10 protein-coding genes are annotated in these 22,890 nt (G+C 53.5%); 7 read left to right on the forward strand and 3 right to left on the reverse strand.

Annotated features, from left to right (window positions below):
• Nucleotides 1-69 precede the first annotated feature (69 nt).
• The gene (gene trhA, locus BN2106_RS04430; RefSeq protein WP_082236359.1) at nt 70-759 is read left to right on the forward strand and encodes a PAQR family membrane homeostasis protein TrhA; all 690 of its coding nucleotides are present in this window, start codon (nt 70-72) and stop codon (nt 757-759) included.
• Between the two features lie 530 nt (nt 760-1,289).
• Entirely contained in the window at nt 1,290-2,252 is a 963-nt protein-coding gene (locus tag BN2106_RS04435; protein WP_050697355.1) for an alpha/beta fold hydrolase, read from the forward strand.
• Between the two features lie 636 nt (nt 2,253-2,888).
• On the opposite strand, the gene BN2106_RS04440 is transcribed toward BN2106_RS04435, so the two are convergent.
• Nucleotides 2,889-3,560 (reverse strand): helix-turn-helix domain-containing protein, encoded by a 672-nt coding sequence (locus BN2106_RS04440; protein ID WP_050697356.1) that lies wholly within the window; start codon nt 3,558-3,560, stop codon nt 2,889-2,891.
• Between the two features lie 153 nt (nt 3,561-3,713).
• Between BN2106_RS04440 and BN2106_RS04445 the strand changes: the two genes are divergently transcribed.
• The 3 genes from BN2106_RS04445 (at nt 3,714) to BN2106_RS04460 (ending at nt 17,095) form a co-directional block, all read left to right on the forward strand.
• Nucleotides 3,714-3,938 (forward strand): helix-turn-helix transcriptional regulator, encoded by a 225-nt coding sequence (locus BN2106_RS04445; RefSeq protein ID WP_050697357.1) that lies wholly within the window; start codon nt 3,714-3,716, stop codon nt 3,936-3,938.
• Nucleotides 3,939-4,560: 622 nt separating this feature from the next.
• A complete protein-coding gene (locus tag BN2106_RS04455) occupies nt 4,561-9,603 on the forward strand; it encodes a glycoside hydrolase family 97 N-terminal domain-containing protein (protein WP_050697359.1) in 5,043 nt (1,680 codons plus the stop codon).
• A gap of 148 nt (nt 9,604-9,751) precedes the next feature.
• The gene (locus BN2106_RS04460; protein ID WP_050697360.1) at nt 9,752-17,095 is read left to right on the forward strand and encodes a glycoside hydrolase family 97 N-terminal domain-containing protein; all 7,344 of its coding nucleotides are present in this window, start codon (nt 9,752-9,754) and stop codon (nt 17,093-17,095) included.
• A gap of 69 nt (nt 17,096-17,164) precedes the next feature.
• Here BN2106_RS04460 and BN2106_RS04465 read toward each other — a convergent pair whose 3' ends face one another.
• Nucleotides 17,165-17,359, reverse strand: a complete 195-nt coding sequence (locus BN2106_RS04465; protein ID WP_050697361.1) for a hypothetical protein — start codon at nt 17,357-17,359, stop codon at nt 17,165-17,167.
• Between the two features lie 389 nt (nt 17,360-17,748).
• Here BN2106_RS04465 and BN2106_RS04470 point away from each other — a divergent pair, with 389 nt between their 5' ends.
• A complete protein-coding gene (locus BN2106_RS04470; RefSeq protein WP_050697362.1) occupies nt 17,749-18,375 on the forward strand; it encodes a GNAT family N-acetyltransferase in 627 nt (208 codons plus the stop codon).
• 132 nt (nt 18,376-18,507) lie between these two features.
• Here the strand turns inward: BN2106_RS04470 and proC are convergent, their stop codons facing one another.
• Nucleotides 18,508-19,314, reverse strand: coding sequence for a pyrroline-5-carboxylate reductase (gene proC / locus BN2106_RS04475; protein ID WP_050697363.1), 807 nt, complete (start codon nt 19,312-19,314; stop codon nt 18,508-18,510).
• 573 nt (nt 19,315-19,887) lie between these two features.
• Between proC and BN2106_RS04480 the strand changes: the two genes are divergently transcribed.
• Nucleotides 19,888-22,773 (forward strand): SH3 domain-containing protein, encoded by a 2,886-nt coding sequence (locus tag BN2106_RS04480; protein WP_050697364.1) that lies wholly within the window; start codon nt 19,888-19,890, stop codon nt 22,771-22,773.
• Nucleotides 22,774-22,890 lie beyond the last annotated feature (117 nt).

The following is a 22,890-nucleotide window of genomic DNA, read 5'->3' on the forward strand; positions in this document are numbered from 1 at the left end:
TGATACGATGTGAATATGATTATATCTGGTTTTAAAAACGATGTAACACTTGGGTGAAAGGGTGATTGTATGGCAAACTGGAGTCCTGCCCGAAGAATCGAACGCAGAGTCAGAAGAAGGAAACGGCTGGAGCTGCCCAGTTACACAACGGCGGAAGAGATTTGGAACGCGATTTCCCACGGTGTCGGTGCAATTTTTGCCGTGGTGGCGCTGATTGTTCTGCTGGTACAGGCGCCGCATAACGTATTGACGATGGTCAGCGTGTCTATCTACGGCGGAACGCTGTTTTTGCTGTATACTGTTTCAACGGTCTATCATTCACTGGGAATCGGAAGAGCTAAAAAGGTGTTTCAGGTGCTGGACCACTGCACAATTTATCTGTTGATTGCGGGGACCTACACGCCGATTACGCTGCTCTGTATGGGCGGGACAATCGGATGGGTGCTGTTCTGGTTTGTCTGGGGCGTCGCGCTGTTGGGCATCCTGCTCAATGCAATTGACATGAAGCGCTTTAAAGTGATTTCCATGATCTGTTACATCGGTCTCGGCTGGTGTGTGATCTTTTTCATAAAGCCGCTGATTGAAAAGCTGGATACCGTTTCTCTGATTTTGTTAGTGATCGGCGGTGTGCTCTATACCGTGGGTGCAATTATCTACGGCAAGGGACGTACCGTAAAATACATGCATTCCGTCTGGCATTTCTTTTGCGTTGCAGGGAGTTTCTTTCATTTTTTGGTTGTTTATAACGTTGCTGTGTGAAAGCGCAGAAGATTCTTCGTTCAAAATTTACAATTCCTTTAATTATCCCCGGCTGTACTGCGGTATAATAACCTCACGGCGTTACCAAAATCGGAGATTTTGACGCCTGAGAGAACATTGTTCCGTTGTGAAGGAGGCTGCGCCTCTTTAATGGAATAATAACCTCACGGCGTTACCAAAATCGGAGATTTTGACGCCTGAGAGAACATTGTTCCGTTGTGAAGGAGGCTGCGCCTCTTAATGGAATAATAACCTCACGGCGTTACCAAAATCAGAGATTTTGACGCCTGAGAGAACATTGTTCCGTTGTGAAGGAGGCTGCGCCTCTTAATGGAATAATAACCTCACGGCGTTAGCGGAAGCAGAGCTTCCGACGCCTGAGAGAACATTGAATCATGCCAACCCGATAAAGTATGTGAAATTGCAGTGGTCCTGTAAATTGCGCAGAAGAACAGGCATGATTGAATAACCTCACGGTATGATAAAACCACAGCCCAATCGGGGATAAGTTTAGAAGGAGGTTTCCAGGGATGGAACTGTTGCAGAGAGAAATGTCCTTCGAGTCCTGTGCAGACGACGAACGCATTTTTGTACGAATTGTTGAGCCCGTCGACCGGGAAGACGTGAAAGCAGTTTTGCAAATCGCGCACGGGATGGCGGAGCACAGTCTTTTATACATGGATTTTGCCAGATATATGGCGTCAAAAGGGTTTGCCGTGGCGGTCAACGACCACTTGGGGCACGGAAAGAGCGTCTCCAAGGGCGGTTCGTACGGATACTTTGGAGAGGGTGGATATCAAAATCTTTTGACGGACATGCACAAGCTGCATGATATTATGCACCGGGATTACCCCTATGTGCCGTATTTGCTGCTGGGACACAGTATGGGATCGTTCCTGTCGCGCGCGTATTCTGTGCTGTATCCCAACGATTTGTCGGGGATTGCCTATCTTGGCACCTGCGGCAGCCAGCGGAAAAGTATGCTGGCGGGGCAGCGCACTTTTGCGGAAGCGCGAATCAAGAAGCTGGGACCAAAGGCGCACGACGCCATTTTTGCAAAGCTTTCCACCGGGCGGTTCAATCAGGCGTTTGCGCCGAACCGTACAGCCAACGACTGGCTCAGCCGGGATGAGGCGGAGGTGGACCGGTACACCAACGACCCGCTCTGCGGATTTGATCTCACGATTTCCGGTTACCGGGATATTCTGGACCTGCAAGCGCTGATTGGAACGGCAAAATGGTTCCGTGCGGTGCCGCATATTCCCATTTTGCTGATGGCGGGAGAGCAGGACCCCGTGGGAAACAACGGAAAGGGCGTCCGGCAGGTTGCGCATCGTCTTGTTAAAACCGGACACGATGTGCATCTGGTTCTGTATCCGGAGGCGCGCCACGTGGTGCTCTGCGAGAGCAACAAGCAGCAGGTATATGAAGACATTTGCGGGTTTATGGAAGCCGCGGTCCGCCAGACAAAGGCGAAAGAGAATGCGTCGTAAAAAGCGCATAACAAAGAAAATGGTTATGAATTTGAAGGGAGTATACAAAATCAGAAGGAGTGGGTGTGAAACCCCGTGATGATGGCTTTAAACCGGCGTTTTTTAGGCGTTAAAATTGGTTGCGCTTTGGAAATCGCCGGATTTTTATATTTTGTGTGCAAATTTTAAAGTCTTATATGAATCAAAAATAGAATTTTATTGGGTCTTATATTATTTTTGTAGAATGCTGTTTTAAAAGCTTTGAACCTCTGTTTTTAATTTTTTAGAAAAAGCCAATAAACCGTGTATCATCGCGGTTTATTGGCTTTTTCTATGTTTGAAATCAAGTTTAAACAGGACAAATTCTATTCTTTGCTTTTTGTGTGAAGAACGTGTTTGACGAAAAATTTGATGGGAATCACTTTCTACATAAGAATTCATGTGGATTTTGGGAGCCTTTTTGTCTATGTTGCAATCATCATGCATAGCTTAATGATTGTGTATAATACTCGTAATTTGCGCATAAGGATACATTTATAAGCCATAGCAAACTTAACATGATATCAATAAGGAACCAAATGTGTAAAGGAGCGGAAGATGATGAAAATGGCAATGTCGATCAATCCATTTAGACACACTACATATACTATTTTAGGTTTAGGCTCTGGTGGACATATCATCTAAATCTGTTTCTTTAGTGGGTGCAGGGAAAGCTGTGTCGAGAATCAACGCAGCGGATTGGAGCATACCTATTTGAATGGGGGAAATATTATCACCCTCCCCAATTCCTCTGAAAAGCAAAAATCTTGTAAATAATTGAATCTCATCGTTTGTAAATCGATCAAAAATATGACCCTCTGCTTCAGTTGCCACTGGGGCAGAGGGCTTTTTTTTTCCTGAAACCGCATTTTTGCTGTCAGCGTGTAAGGATTCAATCAGATAGTCTTTTTCAGCATCGCTGCCTTTTGTGATAGTGTATTGTAGTTCCATTAAGATATCAAAGATTAATTTTTGATGTTTAGGGTTGCATTGAGATATCCCATCAGAAAGTTTCTTCAATACAAATGAAAAAGAATCACGCACTGCATCAACTGATTCTTCGTCATCCCATTTAAATGGCGGTTCAATTTGATTCGCTTCCCCTCTCAAATAAGTTCCAGATACGCCAAAATAATCTTCTAAAGCCGTCATTGCTTTAGAATTTGGTTCGCGTCGTCCACTTTCATAACTAGAAATACTATGGACAGAGATTCCGGTAGCTTCAGCTAATTGTTGACGAGAAATATTTTTATTCTTTCTCAATTCTTTGAGAGTATCAGAAAACGGCATATATATTACCCCCTATTTCGCATTTGTTTTATTATACCAAGATAAAGGTACAAATGTACAGGGTAGATTCAATTTTCCACTTGACACGTACTTTTGTACAGAGTATAATTACAAAAAGTACAACTGTACACGATTTGGAAAGGAGGATCAGATATGTATTTGCTTGCAGATGCCCAAAGGTTAAAGGACTATAGGATGGCTGCAGGACTAAGTATGAAGGGTCTTTCTAAACTTGCAGGACTGCCAGATAATGCTGTGTTACGTATTGAAAACGGAAAAACGAAACGAGTCAATCACTTGCGAGCAAAAGAAATAGCAAAAGTTCTGCGCTGTAAGGTAGACGATATTTTTATTATTGACAAACCGAAAGGAGCCTAATCGTTGAAACGAGATGCAAGTATTCAGAGACAGCGAATTTTAAAAACTTACAGGAAACAATGAAGCCCCCTATTTCCTGGCTACAGCTCATGCAAAAGTATCGGGCTATATATCCTGCCGATGCAAATACCGCATTTTTGCAAAAGATTGGCAAAATGCCGAGCTCTTACAAACGGTGGAAGCTAGGAACGAAATTTATTACGGAGGACGACCTCTTGAATCTGCCTCCTAAAACCAAGCGTCATAAAATACATCGTTCCATCGGTCATCTTGATGATGGTACGCGGGAAGAAGTAAAGTGAATGATCTTGCTAATGAAATATACCTTGTATAATGTTGTGGACTGCATGGGAGAGTGCGGGATTAAAATCAGCGTGCAGTCTGTCAATTGTCATGCACAATTGTGCTCTTGAATGACAAAGTCTTTTTTTGCTGTGTGGATTTTTTTGCGGCGAAAAAGAAAAGTTGTAATCTGGGAATTCACATGATACGATATAAAAGAAAAGGATTTTGTGTTAGAATTTTATTCAAAAGTACAAACAATCATCTTGGGTGATTGTTTGAGAAAGAAAGGAGGCAAGAGGTGAGAGCCCTTTTATTTTAAATTTAGGAGGAGTTGCACATGAAAAGGAGTACATGGCGTTCATTTTTGGCAATGGCACTGGCAATTCAAATGGCCGCGTCGGGATCCGCGCTGACTTTTGCACAGGCGGTACAGATGGAGGTCCGTCCCTCCGCTGCGATTTCAGAGGTGGCCGAGGAGGAAGGCGTCTACATCAGCGATTTGCAGTGGGCTTCTGCAACGACGGCATGGGGACAGCCACAAAAGGACCAGGGGTTGGACAATAAGCCGCTGCGATTCCGCGACGGAGCGGGCGGCCATATCTTCTACGAAAAGGGAATCTGTATCCATGCTCCATCCAAGCTGGTCTATGATATTGAGGGGATGGGCGCGGAGGAATTTACTTCCTGGGTCGGTATCCACGACGGAGAAAATAACGATAAGAAAGAGAAAAGTTCCTGCGAGTTTGTCGTCGAGATCGACGGGGAAGAGGTTTACCGAAGCGATGTGCGCAGGATGGACAGCGGCCCGCTGCAAATCAGCGTAGCCATTCCAGAGGGGGCCAAGACGTTGTCGCTGATTACGACGGACGGCGGCGACGGGGACAAGCAGGGGGACCACAGCACGTGGGCCGACGCAAAGCTGCTGCTGAATGAAGCGGTTTTGAAGAGCCTGAAGTCTGTTTCAGTCCGCGCGGAAAAAAATATGCTGGATGTCGGCGAGAATGTTCCGTTAACCGTAGCCGGTACGTTGGTGGATGGGACGGCCGCGGCCTTTGAGGAAGGCGACCTTGTGTTCAGCAGCAGCGATTCGGCGGTTGCTTCAGTTTCAGATGCTGGCGTTGTGACCGCGTTGGCCAATGGTATTGCGGAGATCACCTGTGAGGCGACCCTTGGCGGAGTAACGAAGACTGCGTCCGTGGAAATTGTTGTAGGACAGGAAGTAGAGGGCCGCGTCTGGTCCCTGCAATCGCCCGACCAGTCGGTGCAGACCATTCTCCGCCTCAGTGAGTCCGGCGCGCTTTCCTACACGGTGCTGCGGGAGGACAAGACTGTCCTCGACTGGGCGGCATTGGGAATGGAAACAAACCTTGCCAATTTCTCGGAAGGGCTGGAATATGCCGGTGTTTCCGATGTGGTAAAGATCGATGAAACCTATACGGTGCCATCCCACAAAAAGGCGGCGTATGTCAACCGCGCAGAGGAGCGCACGGTCTCCTTTACCAAGGACGGCGCGCGGTTTGACGTAATCGTCCGCGCGTATGACGACGGCATCGCGGTCCGTTACGGGATTTCAGGCGATGCGGACGCGCTTTCCATCACCGGAGAAAATACCGCGTTTCAGGTACCGGCGGGTTCCACCGCATGGGCCATGCCGTATACCGGCAGCGGCTTCTCCTATGAGGCCTCCTTCTCAGAGGTAGCCATTGAGAAGCTGAACGGCAATCAATCGATCCCGCTTTTGATCAAGACGCCGGACGATGTGTACGCGCTGCTCACTGAGGCGGACCTCAGCGGAGCATATTCCGGTTCCATGGTCAAAACGGACGGCACCGGCCTGTTACAGATCACGCCTTCCGTCGAGCAGGGCTCCAGGCCGATCGAGACAGGCGCACCGTTCCTGTCGCCGTGGCGCACGGCGATCATCGGCACGCTGAGCGATATCGTGGAAAATACGATGGTGGAAAACCTCAGCCCCGATCCGGACCCGGAGGTACAGGACGACTATTCCTGGGTTAAGCCCGGCGTTTCCTCCTGGACCTGGCTGGTGGGCGGCTTCAATATGCAGAGCGATACCACTGCCATCAAGGAATACATCGACTTTGCAGCTGAAATGGGTTGGGAGTATTTCATTATGGACCGCGGCTGGCAGCCGGAGGCGCCGAACCCGGATCATCAGCGCTATGCATACGAAGGCTATTTTGACTGGTACGACGAAATCCAGGCATATGCGGACGAAAAGGGCGTCGGCCTGATCGCGTGGGTCATCTGTGACGATCTCAACACGCCGGAGAAGCGCGCCGCGCGCCTGCCGGATTGGGCGGCGAAGGGTATCAAGGGGATCAAGGTCGATTTCTTTGACAGCGAGGCCCAGAGCCGGATGCAGTTGTACGACGATATCTACAAAGACTGTGCAAAGTACGGCCTGGTTGTCAACGCGCATGGCGCGAATAAGCCGACCGGCGAAGTGCGCACCTACCCGAACGTGTTGACGCGTGAGGCGGTCCGCGGCGAGGAGCATTCCCTTACGCCGTTCCAGTATTCCGTCATTCCGTTCACACGCGCCGCGGTTGGGCCGGCGGATGTGACGGAGCAAATCTATCCGCGCGGCAGCAACCCGACTACCACCGGTTTCCAGGCGGCGCTCTCCGTGCTGGTGCAGAGCGGCATGCACTGTCTGGCCAGCAGTATTGCGGATTACCGCAGCAGCCCGGCTTACTCCCTCTACCAGAATATGCCGGTGGTATGGGACGACACGAAGCTGCTCGACGGCGAGGTGGGCGACTTTACCACCATGGTGCGCCGCAGCGGCGAGGACTGGTACGGCGCCTGTGTTTCCGTTGACGCCCGCAACGCGGAGTTCCCGCTGGACTTCCTGGGCGACGGTTCCTATTATGCATTGATTTACCGCGACGGCTCCGGCGACAAGCGCAGCATGGCGTTTGAGGCAAAGGAAGTGACCAGTGCGGATACGCTTTCGATCCCGGTCAAAGCGGGCGGCGGCTGCGCGGTTAAGATTTTGAAAGAGAAACCCTCCAGCATTACGTCCGTCGTATTGGATCAGACGGAGATGACGCTGCAGCAGGGCCAGTCGGCGACCATTACGGCGACCTTCCAGCCGGAAGACGCGCTGCTCCGCGATTTGGTGTGGTCTTCCAGCGATGAGACGGTTGCTTCCGTTTCCGCGGGGAAGGTCACGGCGCTGCAGCCCGGCACTGCGATCATTACGGTGGCGTCTGCATTGAGCCCGGATGTCAAGGCGGAATGCGTGGTCACCGTTAAGGCAAAGCCGTATCTGGTTAACGATGCGGTATGGGGCGTCAGGCGTGAGAATCCGGGGGCCCTGCAGTACAATTCCGAAAATTCCATCACAGTTACTTCCCAATACGGCGATGTGTCGCAGACCACCGGGGACCGCACCATAAAGAATATGATGCTGACGGTGCCTGCAGATGAAGACTTTACCGCAACGGTCAAGGTAACCGGCGATTTTAACGCGTCGTTCCAAACCGGTGCGCTGGCTGCCATGACGGATGAAACCCACCTGATTGCCACCATGCGCCGTTTCCATGAAAAATTTGGCGGCAATTGCTTTGACTTTATGAAGTACGAGAATGGTTATAAAGAGTTGACGGCGCCCGATACCCAGAACGGGAAACCGGCCTGGCTGAAGCTGACAAAGAAAGGGACGACCTTTACCTCCTCTTACAGCTACGATAACCAGACCTGGGTCAGCTTGGGCGAGCAGGTCTGTACATCGGTTGGAAATGCGGGCAAAGAGAATATCAAGCTGGGCGTAATGGCGTTCAACGGCGGCCGTGAGATCAGCACGGATGTCACCTTTGAGGACTTCACCTATTATCCGGGCGACAGCACAGAAGGAACTGTCCTTCCGTTTGGCGTTGTCAATCCGGCGGCGCAGCCAAGTGAGCTCAGCGTCAACTACGGCAAGAATGTAACGCTGAAGGTAAACGGCGAAGAGCAGAAACTGGCGGACCTGATCGGCAGGTATACCCAGAAGGATGTGGACAGCGGCACGAAGCTGCAACTGGCGTTCGCGCCGCGGCTTGAAAACGAGCTGTTCCGCTCTGTCTCCGTGAACGGCGCGGAACCGACGGTCATCAGCGGCAGAGAATACCGGTATGATTTCACAATGGGCATGGATGCGGCAAACCTGCAATTTGTCTTTGAGACGGTCAACAAGACCACGCTGGACCAGGTGGTCGCCTATGCAAAAGCGCGCATCGATGCGGGTGAAATAAAAGGTTTGATCCCGGTGGTGCAGGAGAAGTTCATGGCGGCGTACGACGCGGCGGTCGCGGTGCAGAAGGATGCGGCGGCGACACAGGGCGAGATCAACACCGCGTGGAAAGACCTGATGAATATGCTCCACTATCTGGAGTTCAAACCGGGCGACAAGAAGGATCTCGACCATTGGATTACCGTGGCAGAGAGCATGAACGCGGACCTGTTCACAGAGGCGAGCTGGGCAGTCGTCGCAAACGCATTGGCAGAAGCCAAGGGCGTGATGGCAGACGAAAATGCGCTGCAGGGCGATATTACAAAGGCGCGGGATACCCTGTATGACGCGATTATGGCTCTGGTGGACAAGGTAGACCGCACAGAGCTGGATGCGTTCATTGCGGAAGGCACGAGAATCGAAGGCATTCTGGATACCGATTACCTGCCGGTTGGACAGGAAGCGTTCAAGGCGGCATTGAAAGCGGCGAGAGAGCTGCCGGCGGATGCAGACCAGGCGGCGGTCAACGCAGCGGCGCTGCGGCTGGTAGAAGCCATGTCGGGCCTGCGCCTGATCCCGACCAAAGAAGCGCTGAAAGAACAGATCGACGACGCAGAGAGCATCGACCGCAGCCTGTACACAGCTTCCAGCCTGATGACTCTGGATGAGAAGATTGCGGCGGCGAAGGATGTATATGGAAGAGAAGCGTTACCGGAAGAGATCACAAAAGCGTTTGACGAGCTGGTGGACGCACAGGAGAAGCTGACGAAGAGACAGGAAAATGGCAAAACAAGCTCCGGCAGCAGCACCAGAGTTGCGGACAACAGCTACGGTTCCGCGGGCACGGCGGTTGCCGGCGCGCAGAACACGGCGGCCTATGTACGCTCGGATACGACGATGAACTTTGCGCTGAAGAGAGGGCAGGCGTACTGCTTCAAGATGACGGTGGTCAACGGCAATGGCCTGGCGCCGAACTTCACGGTTGGCGACGGCAGCGTGCTGAAGACGCAGTTTGTGGCGCAGATCGGCAACGATTACTACTTCAGAGTGTGGGCGATTGGCGCGCCGGGCACAAGTGCGGGCGTGTATACTTCCCTGAACGGTAAGGAAGCTGTCAAACACTGCACGGTTTCAATTGCTTGATTCGTGTCATGGAAAAGCACTTCAAGAGATAAAAGAATGCTTTGTTTTTAGCAGGTGTTTTCAATGGCGGGCGCCGTCGGCACGACTTGGCCGAACGTCCGCCATTGGCCTGCGGACAAAGGGATCGTGGAATGGAGGAGAAAAAGTAGTGGAGAAAAGAAAAAGAGTTCTGTCGCTGGCGCTGAGTGCCGCGATGCTGTTGACGGCGGTTTTCCCCGGTCCGGGCGCATTTGCTGCGCGGCAAAAGGCGGCGCCGTCCATCCCGGAGGATGCCGAGAGGGTGCAGTCGCAGGACGGTTCCGTTGAGGCCGGATTCTGGCTGGATGAGAACGGGAAACCCATGTATGCCGTCCAGTACAAGGATAAGCTGGTGGTGGAGCCGTCCGCCATGGGAATGGAGCTGACCTTCCTGGATGCGTCGCTTTCCGGTACGTACGATACCGGTTTTACCCTGTTGGGAACCGAACTGCGCGAGGATGTGGACGAATCCTGGATCAACCATTTTGGAGATCGAAAGGAAGTCCCCAACGTTTACGATGAACTGACGCTGCAATACGAGGCGGAAAACGGGGTAGAGATTGACGTCGTGTGCCGTGTATCCGACGAGGGCGCGGCGTTTCGCTATGAGTTCCCGCAGAGCGATGCGGCGCCGGAATTCCAGATTGATCAGGAGCGGACCTATTTCAATCTGGACAACAGCGCGACCGCGTATGTACATGTCAACCGCAATCAGACCGAGGTACAGAAAATCCCCGTCGATGAGCTGGCAGCGGTGAAAAACGGGTATTTCCGCCCGCTGACTGTGATTGGCAGCGGCTATGCCATGACCGTCACCGAGGCAAACCAGGTGGACTACACCCGGGTACACTTTACGCAGGACGGCGAGGACGGCACGCTGCGCACAATGTTCAATGGCACGTCGGATAACTCCGACCTGGTGCCGGAACATAAGGTGGACCCTGTGACAGTGGATGTGTCGACAGATAAGTTTGCGACCTCTTGGCGCACCTTCGTTTTAGGCGACCACGAGGGCCAGCTGCTGGAACACAGCTATCTGGTAAAAAATCTCAATCCAGAATGCGCGCTGGACGATACCAGCTGGATTGAGCCGGGAACGGTGCTGCGCTCCGGCCTGTCCGAGGAGCGGGCAAAGGCGGCAATTGACTTTGCCGCCGGTCACAACGTCCCGTATGTACATTTTGACGCAGGCTGGTACGGCCCGGAAGGCAATATGAACAGCGACCCGTGGGAATGCATCAAATTTGACTTTTCCACCGTCCGCGACTACGCGGAGGAGCACGGCGTCAAATTGATGGTGTATGTCAATTACCGCCATTTGGAAGATCAGTACAATCGGGGCCAACTGGATGCGCTGTTCCAGCATTATGTGGACGATTTCGGCATTTCGGGCATCAAGTTCGGCTTTGTGCCGGTTGGCTCGCAGGCTTCCACCAAAATGGTTTATGAGTGGGTCAAAATCGCGGCGGAAAACCACCTGATCGTGGACATCCACGACGAGATGCTGCCCACCGGCTACGAGCGTACCTATCCGAACCTTTTGAGCATGGAGGCCATCCACGGCGACGAGGAAAACCCGTATGCGGAGGAGGATCTCGGCTATCTGTTTACCCGCTCCATCGCGGGTCAGGCAGACCATACCTGGTGCTACAACCAGACCAAGAACACCACCAAGGCGTTCAAATTTGCGGGCTCCATCGCATTCTTCTCACCGCTGGTTTTCCCGTACTGGTACGATGACGGCGCGATTGACCGCATTGACACCAAGCCGCTCGGCCTGTGGGACAACCTGCCCACCGTATGGGATGATACAAAGGTTTTGGAAGCGTCCATTGAAAAGTATGCGACCATCGCCCGGCGTTCCGGAGAGCAGTGGTTCCTTGCCAGCCTTTCCGCGGATGATGGGAAAACACTGGAGCTTCCGCTGGATTTTCTCGACCCGGATACGACGTACAAGGCGGAGTTCTTTACGAATGATCCCCAAAACGACCGCAATGTGGCGCTGTTCACCTATCTGGTGGACGCGGATACCTTCCTGAAAAACCGCACGCCCTACAACGCCGGCTATTCGGTGATGATGACCCCGGCCACTGCGGAGGAAGAGGAGACCCTGCCGGTCTATTCTGCCTCTTTTGACGATGCAGAGGCTGTGATTGAAAAAATTGCCGGTGTCGGAGACGTTACGGTGGAGAATGCAGAGGAAAAACAGCCGCTGCTTCAGGAGATCCGCGTCGCATACGATGCGCTCAATACCGCGCAGAAACTGTATGTGACAAATTACCAGTCGTTTGTGGAAAAGGAATCCTATCTGGATACCCTGTACAACCATCCGCTGCGCGCTCTTACCGTCAACGGCGAGTCGTTTGCGGATTTTGACCCGGATACATTCAGCTACAACGTGGTGCTGCAGGGCGGCGCGGACGTCCCGGAAATCGGCGGCGTCGCGGAGGATGGCAGCGAGGTCACGGCGGTTTCCCAGGTGAAAACCCTGCCTGGTTCCGCAACGATTACGGCGGCCAACCGCTTTGCGGAAAAAACGTATACCGTAAATTTTGCCATCCCGGATGAGGAACTTTCCGTTTACGCAGGCGACATGCCCACACCGGCGCTGGATGGAAGAAAAGAATATAAGATCAATACCAACCGCGGCGGCGGAGCCCTCACCCTGTACGATGGCGGCGGGCAAAAGAAAACGTTCCCAAAGGGCATTGGCACCCACGCCAATACGAACATTACCTATTCCATCGAGGGCATGGGCATCACGCGCTTCCAGGCGTTCTGCGGCGTGAGCGCGGACAACGGCAAGGATAACAATAAAGTCAAATGCCAGGTCTATGTGGACAATACCCTTGCCTTTGATTCCGGCGTCATCATGCAGAAAACGCCCTATCAGAGCATTGACATTGATGTCAGCGGGGCCAAAACGGTCAAGCTGGTGGCCAACGACGGCGGCGACGGCATCTCCAACGACCACGTCAACTGGTGCGAGGCGAAATTCATCATTGGTGAAATCTTTACCACACCGATCACGCACATGGTTGAGAAGGCGGAAACCTGCCTTGCCACTCTGACCGACGAGGCCCAAAAAGCGGAGCTGCAGCAGGCAATCGACGCGGCAAACGCCGTGAAGAACCTGCCGCAGGAAGAACTGACGTATACAAAGGTTTACGACGCGGCAATCGCTTTGCGCGATGTGCTGGAGAACATCCAGGGCGGTGCGGTAAAGGATATCGTGATTCCGCAGGCGCAGATGTCCGCCGCGTCCACCAGCCAGAGCGGCAGCGACCCGGCCTCCAACGCCATAGACGGCAATCCGGCGACCAAATGGCACACCGCGTGGGACGGCACATACAAGCCGCTCCCGCAGTCCATCACGATCGACCTTGGCGAGACCTACGACGACGTGTACCGTCTGCGCTATCTGCCCCGCCAGGACAATAAAGTCAACGGCGAACCGGACTGGAACGGCACAATCCTGTCCTATGAAATCTCGGTCAGTGTGGACGGCGAGCACTTTACCGATATCGCGAAGGGCGTTTGGGCGGCCACCAAGGATGAAAAATCCGTTTCCTTTACACCGGCCCAGGCGAGATATGTCCGCTTAACCGCGCTCACCTCCAAGAGCAATACCGGCAGCGAGAGCAAGCAGTTTGCCTCCGCGGCGGAGATCAACGTGGTGCGCAACGCGGCGTTCCGTGTGAATACGGCTTATCTTGCCGCGGCAATTGCCGATGCACAGTCGTATATCGAAAAGCATCCGAATGCGGAGGACCTTGACACGCTGAAAAAACTGATTGCGGACAGCGCTGCGCTCCTGGATGCGCCTTTGGTGACGCAGGAGGACGTGAATGCCGCGCGGGCGGCGATTGAAAAAGAACTGGACCGCCTGGAAGGCCAGGAGCCGGAGGGGGATTTTACCAGTTTCACGCCGGGACAGGTGTGGAATGACACCGACGGCGTGCCGATTCAGGCACACGGCGGCGGCGTGATCTGGGATGAGAATACCCAGAAGTATTACTGGTACGGCGAGCACAAAGGCGAGCAGAATATTGCGAGTGGACGTGTTTCCGCAATCGGCGTATCGGTTTATTCCTCTACGGACCTCTACAACTGGAAGAACGAGGGCGTGGCCCTTCCAGTCTTCAACAACCCGGCGTTTACAGACGCGGACGCGCAGATTACCGGCGACACGCCGCTTTATCTGGCGGAGTCCTCGCAATCCTATCAGGATGCGGTCGCGGCGGGCGGCACGGCTTCCCCACACCGGACGCTGGAGAAATACAACAAGGCAACCTATATTGAAAAGCTGAACGCACTCTATGAGGATGAGACGGCAGCGGAGAAAAAAGCGCTTTACAACATGCTGAACTGGAACAAAGTTCTGGAGCGGCCGAAGGTAATCTACAACGAAAAGACCGGAAAATATGTGATGTGGTTCCACCGCGACGGTCCGAACGCGACGGACAACGCCTACAGCGATGCACAGGCGGGCGTAGCGGTCAGCGATTCACCGACCGGCCCCTTCAAATTCCTGGGCAGCAGCCGTCCGAACGGCGCGATGAGCCGCGACATGACTCTCTTTAAGGATGACGATGGCACGGCGTACCTGGTCCACTCCTCCGAGAGCAACTGGACCCTGTATATCCAGAAGCTGGATGAAACGTATACGAAAGTCACCGGCGAATACACCCGCAATTACACCAAGCATACCAATGTAGAGGTGGACGGCCGTGAGGCGCCCGCCATGTTCAAGCACGACGGGCGATATTATATCGTCTCTTCCGGCTGCACCGGTTGGCGCGCCAATGTGGCGGGGTATTCCTCCACGGAGCTGGATCTGATGACAACCATGGCCGACCCGTATGACGCAAACGCTCTTGCCGGGCCGTTTACCAACGACGACCTGAAAAATCCGTGTACCGGCAGCGGCGCGGCGCAGACCTTCCAGGGACAGAGCACCTGCGTGTTCCCTGTGCAGGGCAAGGATGGCATGTTCATCTTTATGGCGGACAAGTGGAACGCGAACGACCTGCGTGACTCCCGCTATCTGTGGCTGCCCGTCCAAATCGACGACGAGGCGAACGAACTGACCATTGCATGGACGGATGAGTGGACGCTGGACGATTGGGATCAACTCGAAGCGGGCAGCCGCGACGCGTTCAACCGGGCGGTCAAGCAGGCGGCGGACATGACGCAGGCGGAATACGGCGCGGACAAGGACGCGTGGGAAACCATGCAGAGCCTGCTCCAGCGGGCGTATGTGCTCCCGTACAGCGCATCGGCAGAAGAAGTTGCGGCGATTGCGGAACCGCTTCAAAAGGTCATTGACCGCCTGCGGCTGCGGGGCAGCCTGAACGCGGCGCTCTCTGAGGCAGCAAAGCTGTTCGAGGCGGAGTACACCCCGGAAAGCTGGTCTGCTTTGGCGGCGGCGCTCGCACAGGCGGACGCGCTGCCGGATGACGCAGCCAAGGAAACCATCGATGCGGTAGAGGCGGCGATTCGCGACGCGATTGCAAAACTGGTTCCTGTGGAGGCGGCAGAGACAGAAAAGGTCACAATTGTGCAGGCGGCCGCAGGCAGCGCGCAGTCCGGAAACGAGGCTTCCAAGGCGATTGACGGCGATACAAATACCCACTGGCATACCCGCTGGGGGACCGGCTGGCAGCCCCTGCCGCAGGGAATTATCCTGGACCTCGGTTCTGTACAGAATAACCTTTGCGAGCTGCGCTATCTGCCGCGGCAGGACAAGGATTGGAACGGTACCATCCTCGGCTTTGAGCTGTATGCGAGTGCGTCTGATAAAGCGATCAATGAGCTGACAGACGCCGATTTCACCAAACTCCTTTCCGCACAGTGGGAGAGCACCAAGGACGAAAAGCGCGCGCCCTTCAGGCCCGTTTCCGCCCGTTATCTCAAGCTGGTGGCGCTCAGTTCCGTTGGAAACAGAGAAAGCGACAACAACCAGTTTGCTTCCGCTTCTGAGATCAATGTTTACGCGGCAAAGGATGCTGTCCCCAAGGATTTGACTGTCAACTACGGCAAGAATGTAACGCTGAAGGTAAACGGCGAAGAGCAGAAACTGGCGGACCTGATCGGCAGGTATACCCAGAAGGATGTGGACAGCGGCACGAAGCTGCAGCTGGCGTTCGCGCCGCGGCTTGAGAACGAGCTGTTCCGCTCCGTCTCCGTGAACGGCGTGGAACCGACGATCATCAGCGGCAGAGAATACCGGTATGATTTCACAATGGGTATGGATGCGGCAAACCTGCAATTTGTCTTTGAGACGGTCAACAAGACCACGCTGGACCAGGTGGTCGCCTATGCAAAAGCGCGCATCGATGCGGGTGAAATAAAAGGTTTGATCCCGGTGGTGCAGGAGAAGTTCATGGCGGCGTACGACGCGGCGGTCGCGGTGCAGAAGGATGCGGCGGCGACACAGGGCGAGATCAACACCGCGTGGAAAGACCTGATGAATATGCTCCACTATCTGGAGTTCAAACCGGGCGACAAGAAGGATCTCGACCATTGGATTACCGTGGCAGAGAGCATGAACGCGGACCTGTTCACAGAGGCGAGCTGGGCAGTCGTCGCAAACGCATTGGCAGAAGCCAAGGGCGTGATGGCGGACGAAAATGCGCTGCAGGGCGATATTACAAAGGCGCGGGATACCCTGTATGACGCGATTATGGCCCTGGTGGACAAAGTAGACCGCACAGAGCTGGATGCGTTCATTGCGGAAGGCACGAGGATCGAAGGCATTCTGGATACCGATTACCTGCCGGTTGGACAGGAAGCGTTCAAGGCGGCATTGAAAGCGGCGAGAGAGCTGCCGGCGGATGCAGACCAGGCGGCGGTCAACGCTGCGGCGCTGCGGCTAGTAGAAGCCATGTCGGGCCTGCGCCTGATCCCGACCAGAGAAGCGCTGAAAGAACAGATCGACGCGGCAGAGAGCATCGACCGCAGCCTGTACACAGATTCCAGCCTGATGATTCTGGACGAGAAGATTGCCGCGGCGAAGGATGCGTACGAAAATGCGGAGACGCAGGAAGAGATCACAAAAGCGTTTGACGAGCTGGTGGACGCACAGGAGAAGCTGACGAAGAGACAGGAAAATGGCAAGACGAGCTCCGGCAGCAGCACCAGAGTTGCGGACAACAGCTACGGTTCCGCGGGTACGGCGGTTGCCGGCGCGCAGAACACGGCGGCCTATGTACGCTCGGATACAACAATGAACTTTGCGCTGAAGAGAGGGCAGGCGTACTGCTTCAAGATGACGGTGTTCAACGGCAATGGCCTGGCGCCGAACTTCACGGTTGGCGACGGCAGCGTGCTGAAGACGCAGTTTGTGGCGCAGATCGGCAACGATTACTACTTCAGAGTGTGGGCGATTGGCGCGCCGGGCACAAGCGCGGGCGTGTATACCTCTCTGAACGGCAAGAAAGCTGTTAAGCATTGTACGGTTTCGATCGGCTGATCAGATTGTAAAAAGGAGCCTTCCACCCATGCGGGTGGAAGGCTCCTTTGCTGTTTTTATATGGGACCTTTACAGACTTTGTACAAAGTCCTTAACGTCTCCCAATTCTTCCAGCAGCGGCGCACCGATCACCTTGGAGAGCGCCTGGTTCAGCTCCGAATACTGGTTGCCGGTAATGACGATCTGGTCGTTCTGATGTTCGCGCAGCAAATCCATGCGGCGATCCAGCTCTGCGATAATCTGCTTTTTCATATCCTTTGCCATGGTAACACATCCTTTTACGCTGTTTGAAATTCCATTGGAACGCAAAATGAATTGCGTGCGTTCCGCAGATGTGTTTAGTGTTTACATGGGAAAAACGATTATACCGTTTTTATCATATTTGTGATTGCAAGAGATAAACGGAGAAAACAGGAGATAATAAAAGATTATATCGCGCCTGCCCGAGGGAAAACAAAAATGGATTCTTTTGCGGCGCTTTATGTGAGAAGCTGCGGTTTGCCTGAAATACGCTGTCCCGCGTATAATAGAAGCATCCAAAACACAGCAGATCCCGGCCGGACACAATAGGGGTGGGATTATGCCATAACAATACTTGCCTGAATCAACTGTCTTACATTCTTTTTGAAAACTGATAAAAGGTGAGTGAAATCGTGAATACCAGAAGCCTGTACAGGCTTGATAAAAATGACTCGGAAAAACTTTCTCTTCTGCTGACGGAATGCTTTCAACAGGACCCGCTGTACTGTGAACTGATTCCGCAGAAAGACAAACGAAACAAATTATTGCCGGAAATTTTCAGCTGTGACTTGGATGAAATGTTTGAAAATTGCGAGGTATACGCGGACAGCGAAGCGGTCAACGGCATTATCGTGGTTTCAGATGAAACGGAGCCCTACAATCCGCTGCGCTATGCGGTTTCCCAGTGCTTTTACACGTTAAAAACGCTGCTGTACCTTGTTAAGGAAGACTGGTCCCTGCAGACCCTGAGCAATTTCATCAAAGGCAGGGAATACCTGAATGAAGAATGGGTGGAGGATCTCCACCAGGAAAAACGGATCCACATCGTCTATTTTGCCGTGCGCCCGTCGATGCGGGGCAGAGGCGTTGCAAGCAAGCTGATGAAAGCGGTATTGCATTACGCCGACGACCACGACCTGATGGCCTCGCTGGAAACGCACAATGTGAAAAACGTGCGCATGTATGAACACTACGGCTTCCGTCTGTTCAGCACCATGCAAAAGCATTTTACCTTAAAACAGTTCTGTATGGTTCGCTGAAGAAGCGTGCCTGTATTGCAAAGCAGGTTTTACAAAGATATTGGCAAAAAACAGCGCTTCCCCCTCTGCTTTCGGCAGAGGGGGAAGCGCTGTTTTGTATCTTCAGTCAACGGTGAGACGGCCCTGGTTTTGTCATTTACTCATCGCGTTGGATTTTTTGGTACATACGTCGACGGCCCGGATAACCGCCGCGCGCATGCCGTCCCGCTCCAGGCTGGCGACCGACTCGATGGTGGTTCCGCCGGGGGAGCAGACCATATCTTTTAATTCACCGGGGTGCTTGCCGGTTTCCAGTACCATACGGGCGGAACCGAGCACCGCCTGCGCCGCAAACGTATATGCCTGCTGGCGCGGCATCCCGTGTAATACGGCGCCGTCGGCCAGCGCTTCAATGAACATATAGACATAGGCGGGGGAAGAACCGCTTACGCCCGCAACCACGTCCATCATCGCTTCGCTGACAAATTCCGCTTTGCCGAAGCTCTCAAAGATTTCGCGGATTTCTTCCTTTTCCTCTTCTCCGACCAGACTATTACAGCACAGCGCCGCCATGCCCTCCCCGACGAGCGCGGGGGTGTTCGGCATCGCCCGGACGAGTTTGATTTCGCGGCCGAACCGTGCTTCGTTTGCGGTAATGGTCTGGCCCGCGGCGATCATTACAATGACGACGCCCGGCTTTACCGTATCTTTTATCTCTTCGATCACGTCGGCGTACAGGTACGGTTTGACAGAAAGTACGAGAATGTCGCTCATTTTGGCGGGGATGCAGTTGTCCTGTGTGATGTGGATCCCGTATGTATTGTGTACGATTTCAAGATTCTTTGCGGAAGGGTCGGAAACATAAACCTGTTCCGGACGAACCAGTCCGGACCGGATGATCCCGCCGATCATGGCCTGTCCCATATTGCCGCAGCCGATAAACCCAATTTTTTTATCCATAAAGCTCAGCTCCTTTTTCTTTTTATTTTATCCCGTTATCGTGTGAAAGACAAGACGTCCCGTGCGCAGCGTGGCAATATTTTGCCGGGACTGGCATGCGTGGCGCTTTTTTGCATAAAAATGAAGGGATTGAATGGCGGAACTTTTGCGGCTTTTTCAAAAAATGTTTCCAAACCTTTCAAAGCTGCGTCAGCAAACCGTCACATTCCGCCGGTATACTAAGACCATCGAAAACAAAGGAGATGATCGTAGAAAACGTGAGAATATCACCAAGAATAATAAAGTTTTAAATATTTACTGCTGTTGAAGTCTATCGAGTGGATGGAATACCAGCTCGATAGACGGGACAGACCAAATGGACTCATGCAATGCATGGGCTTTTTTTATGCCATTTTTCAATTTGAAGAAGCAGAAATAAAATGCAAAGATTATGTCAACATAATTACCGCATTACCTTGCAGAATCTCTGCTTTTAGGGTATAATCGAACCATATTTTAAAAAATTTGGCTGCTTTTGGGGCGCTTTTTAACATCCGGCGGGTTGGCCGGAGATTGAAATTGGAGTGAATCATTTTGAAAGATCAGCATCGGCGAATCTGGTCCGCGGCGGTTGCCCTGCTTTGCTCTGCCTCTCTGGCGGTGACGATGCTGCCGGGGACGGCGTACGCAGTGCGTACGGCGAAAACCACGGACTATCTGAATCTGCGCACCGGCGCGGGCGCGACATATCCGGTGATTTTGACAATGCCGACGGGGACGGAACTCACCATCCTGGATGATTCCCAGGAGGAGTGGGCGCAGGTGAAAACCGCTTCCGGACAGGTGGGCTACTGCAGCAAAACGTATCTGGCGGATCGCGGCCTTACCACCAATACCCATGCGGCTGCCGGCAATACAGCGGTTACCACCGGGAATCTGAATGTGCGTACAGGCATCGGCACCAGCTACGGAATTGTAACCACCTTAGCACAGGGCGCGACTGTGACCATTCTGGACAACTCCCATGCCACTTGGGCGAAGGTCCGCACCGCCTCCGGGCAGGAGGGCTATTGTTTAAAAGAGTATTTACAATTCAGTGACGGCGGCACGGCAAATTCCGGCACGGCGCAGACGGGGAATACGGCGGTAACCAAAGATTACCTGAATGTGCGCAAGGGGCCGGGTACCACTTACGACCGCCTGATGACGCTGGCGGCCGGTGTGACCGTGACCATAACGGATCATTCCAATGCGGAGTGGGTGAAAATCCGCACCAGCTCCGGCGTAGAGGGCTATTGCAGCCGGGAGTACCTGGAGATTTCTGCCGGTGCGTCGTCCGGCGGAGCATCTTCGGGAGGAACCTCTTCCGGAACCACAGCTCCGCCAGCTGGAACCGGCTCTGAAATCACGGCAACCGTAACGGATAACCTGAATCTGCGTGAAGGCGCGGGCCCAAGCTATGCCATCATGCGGACCATGCCGAAGGGGACGGTTCTTACGGTCATAGACAATTCGCATGCCACCTGGGCCAAAGTCCGCCTGGCGGACGGCACCGTCGGCTGCTGCGTCAAGGAATTTCTGAATATCCAGACGCCCACTGCGCCGCCCACACAGACAACGCCTCCGGCAGCCAGTACGCCGGGAGACGGCAAGACCTATATCGGTATTGTGAAGGAAAGCCTGGCGCTGCGCAAGGGGGCGGGCACCAGTTATGATGTAATCCGCGTGTTAATGCCGGAAGAGCAGCTCACCATTACGGATAATACGCATGCCACCTGGGCGAAGGTCAAAACCGCCGATGGAACAGAGGGCTGCTGTATGAAGGAATTTTTGGAGATTCGGGAGGAAGGTGCAAACGAGACGCCTCCCAGCGGCGGAGATCCGCAGACAATTACAGGCGCGACGGTCACAGCGGATGCGTTACGGATGCGCAGCGGCCCCGGCACCACCTATGAGATTGTTACCACGCTGATGAAGGGGACTTCCTTGACGGTTCTGGATACCTCCAACGCGGAATGGACAAAGGTGCAGGCCGGCAGCCAGAGTGGATATGTCAGCACGGAGTACATACAGTTCCAATGCAACGGCAATACCAATACCAACATTCCCGCCAACGGACTGACGATTTCCCGTACGACAGGGACTGTCTCCGCAGGAAAAACACTCTACATCAAGGCGACTCCGAATCCCAGCACGGCAACTGTAACCTGGAGCAGCAGCAATACGGCAGTTGCCACAGTCAGCAACGGATATATTTACGCGGTTTCCCCGGGCACGGCGGTCATCACTGCTTCTTCCGGTTCCCAGTCCAAGACCTGCACTGTCACGGTGACGGCGGCGGAAGCGGTCAAAACAGCGTATACAACCCCCAATCTGGCGGGGGTTGGTTCCACCGTCACCTTCGTTGCGGTCACGGATACCAGCCGCGACGCCGTACGGTTTACTGTACAGGGGCCGAACGGCGCGGCACAGACGGTTTATGCCAGCAGCAGCGCCTCGGAGTCGGTGGAGCAGACCTACACCAAGGTATGGAAGGCGACAATGAACCTTTCCGATCCGGGAACCTATAAGATCACGGCAAACGCCGCGCAGGGAGGCGTGTATAGCACAACCGGGTTTACCACCAGCGCCTATGTGGTTTCCTCGCAGGATTTTACGGTGACAACAAATGAGGAGCGGCGCGTCAGCGATCAGATGCTGAATTTGATTGCCAACTGGGAGGGCTATGCCTCCACTGTTTATGCGGACAAGCTCAGTTCCACCAGTGTGCCGACCGTCGGTTACGGCTTTACCTTTAAGGAGGGGGATACCTTCTATAACAACCTGACCAAGACGGAAGCGTGGTCCCTGCTGGTCAATACGGTGAATAATGCCTCTTACACGACGGAAGTAAACAAGTTCATTAAAAACAACAATCTGCGGATGAATCAAAATCAATTTGACAGTCTGGTCAGCTTTGGTTATAATGTGGGCGCTGCTTACTGGAATAACAGCAGTTCGGAGATCGACCTGCGCCGCATCATTTTGAACGCGGTGGTACCGCCGGACTTTGGTTCCGGCATCTCCGGGACCGTCAGCAAGGCGACGGCAGTGCGCAGCGAGCCGAACAATTCCGCCGCCCAAACGTGTGAGGTCGCAAAGGGTACGGTGCTGACCGCGCTCTCCGCAAATTTTGCCAATCCAAAGGACGGCTGGTATATGGTAAATCTGACGGATGGGACAACCGGCTGGATCAATTCTGCCTATGTGACATTGAACAGTCCAAACCTGGTGCACGATCTGAACTATACCAACGCCTACGCGTTTGGCACGGATATGCTGCGTTGGAACCAGGCGGGCGGCAAGAGTTATGCAGGCCTGCTGTATCGGCGCCTGGGTGAAGCGAACGTTTACAACTACAACGATTACAGCGCTTCCCGCGTCAATTCACATGGGTATACATATCCGTCGGCGCTTGCGTATCTGGATGTACAATCCTAATTAAAAAAATTTCAGGCTTATTCTTCCGATAAATACGGGAGAATAAGCCTGTTTTTTTTGAGCTTGTTTGCGCCACTGCCAAAGGGAAGCGGCTCGATTACCACCAGATGGGAATTC

Source organism: Anaeromassilibacillus senegalensis, from assembly GCF_001261775.1.
In the GTDB taxonomy this organism is placed as follows: domain Bacteria; phylum Bacillota; class Clostridia; order Oscillospirales; family Acutalibacteraceae; genus Anaeromassilibacillus; species Anaeromassilibacillus senegalensis.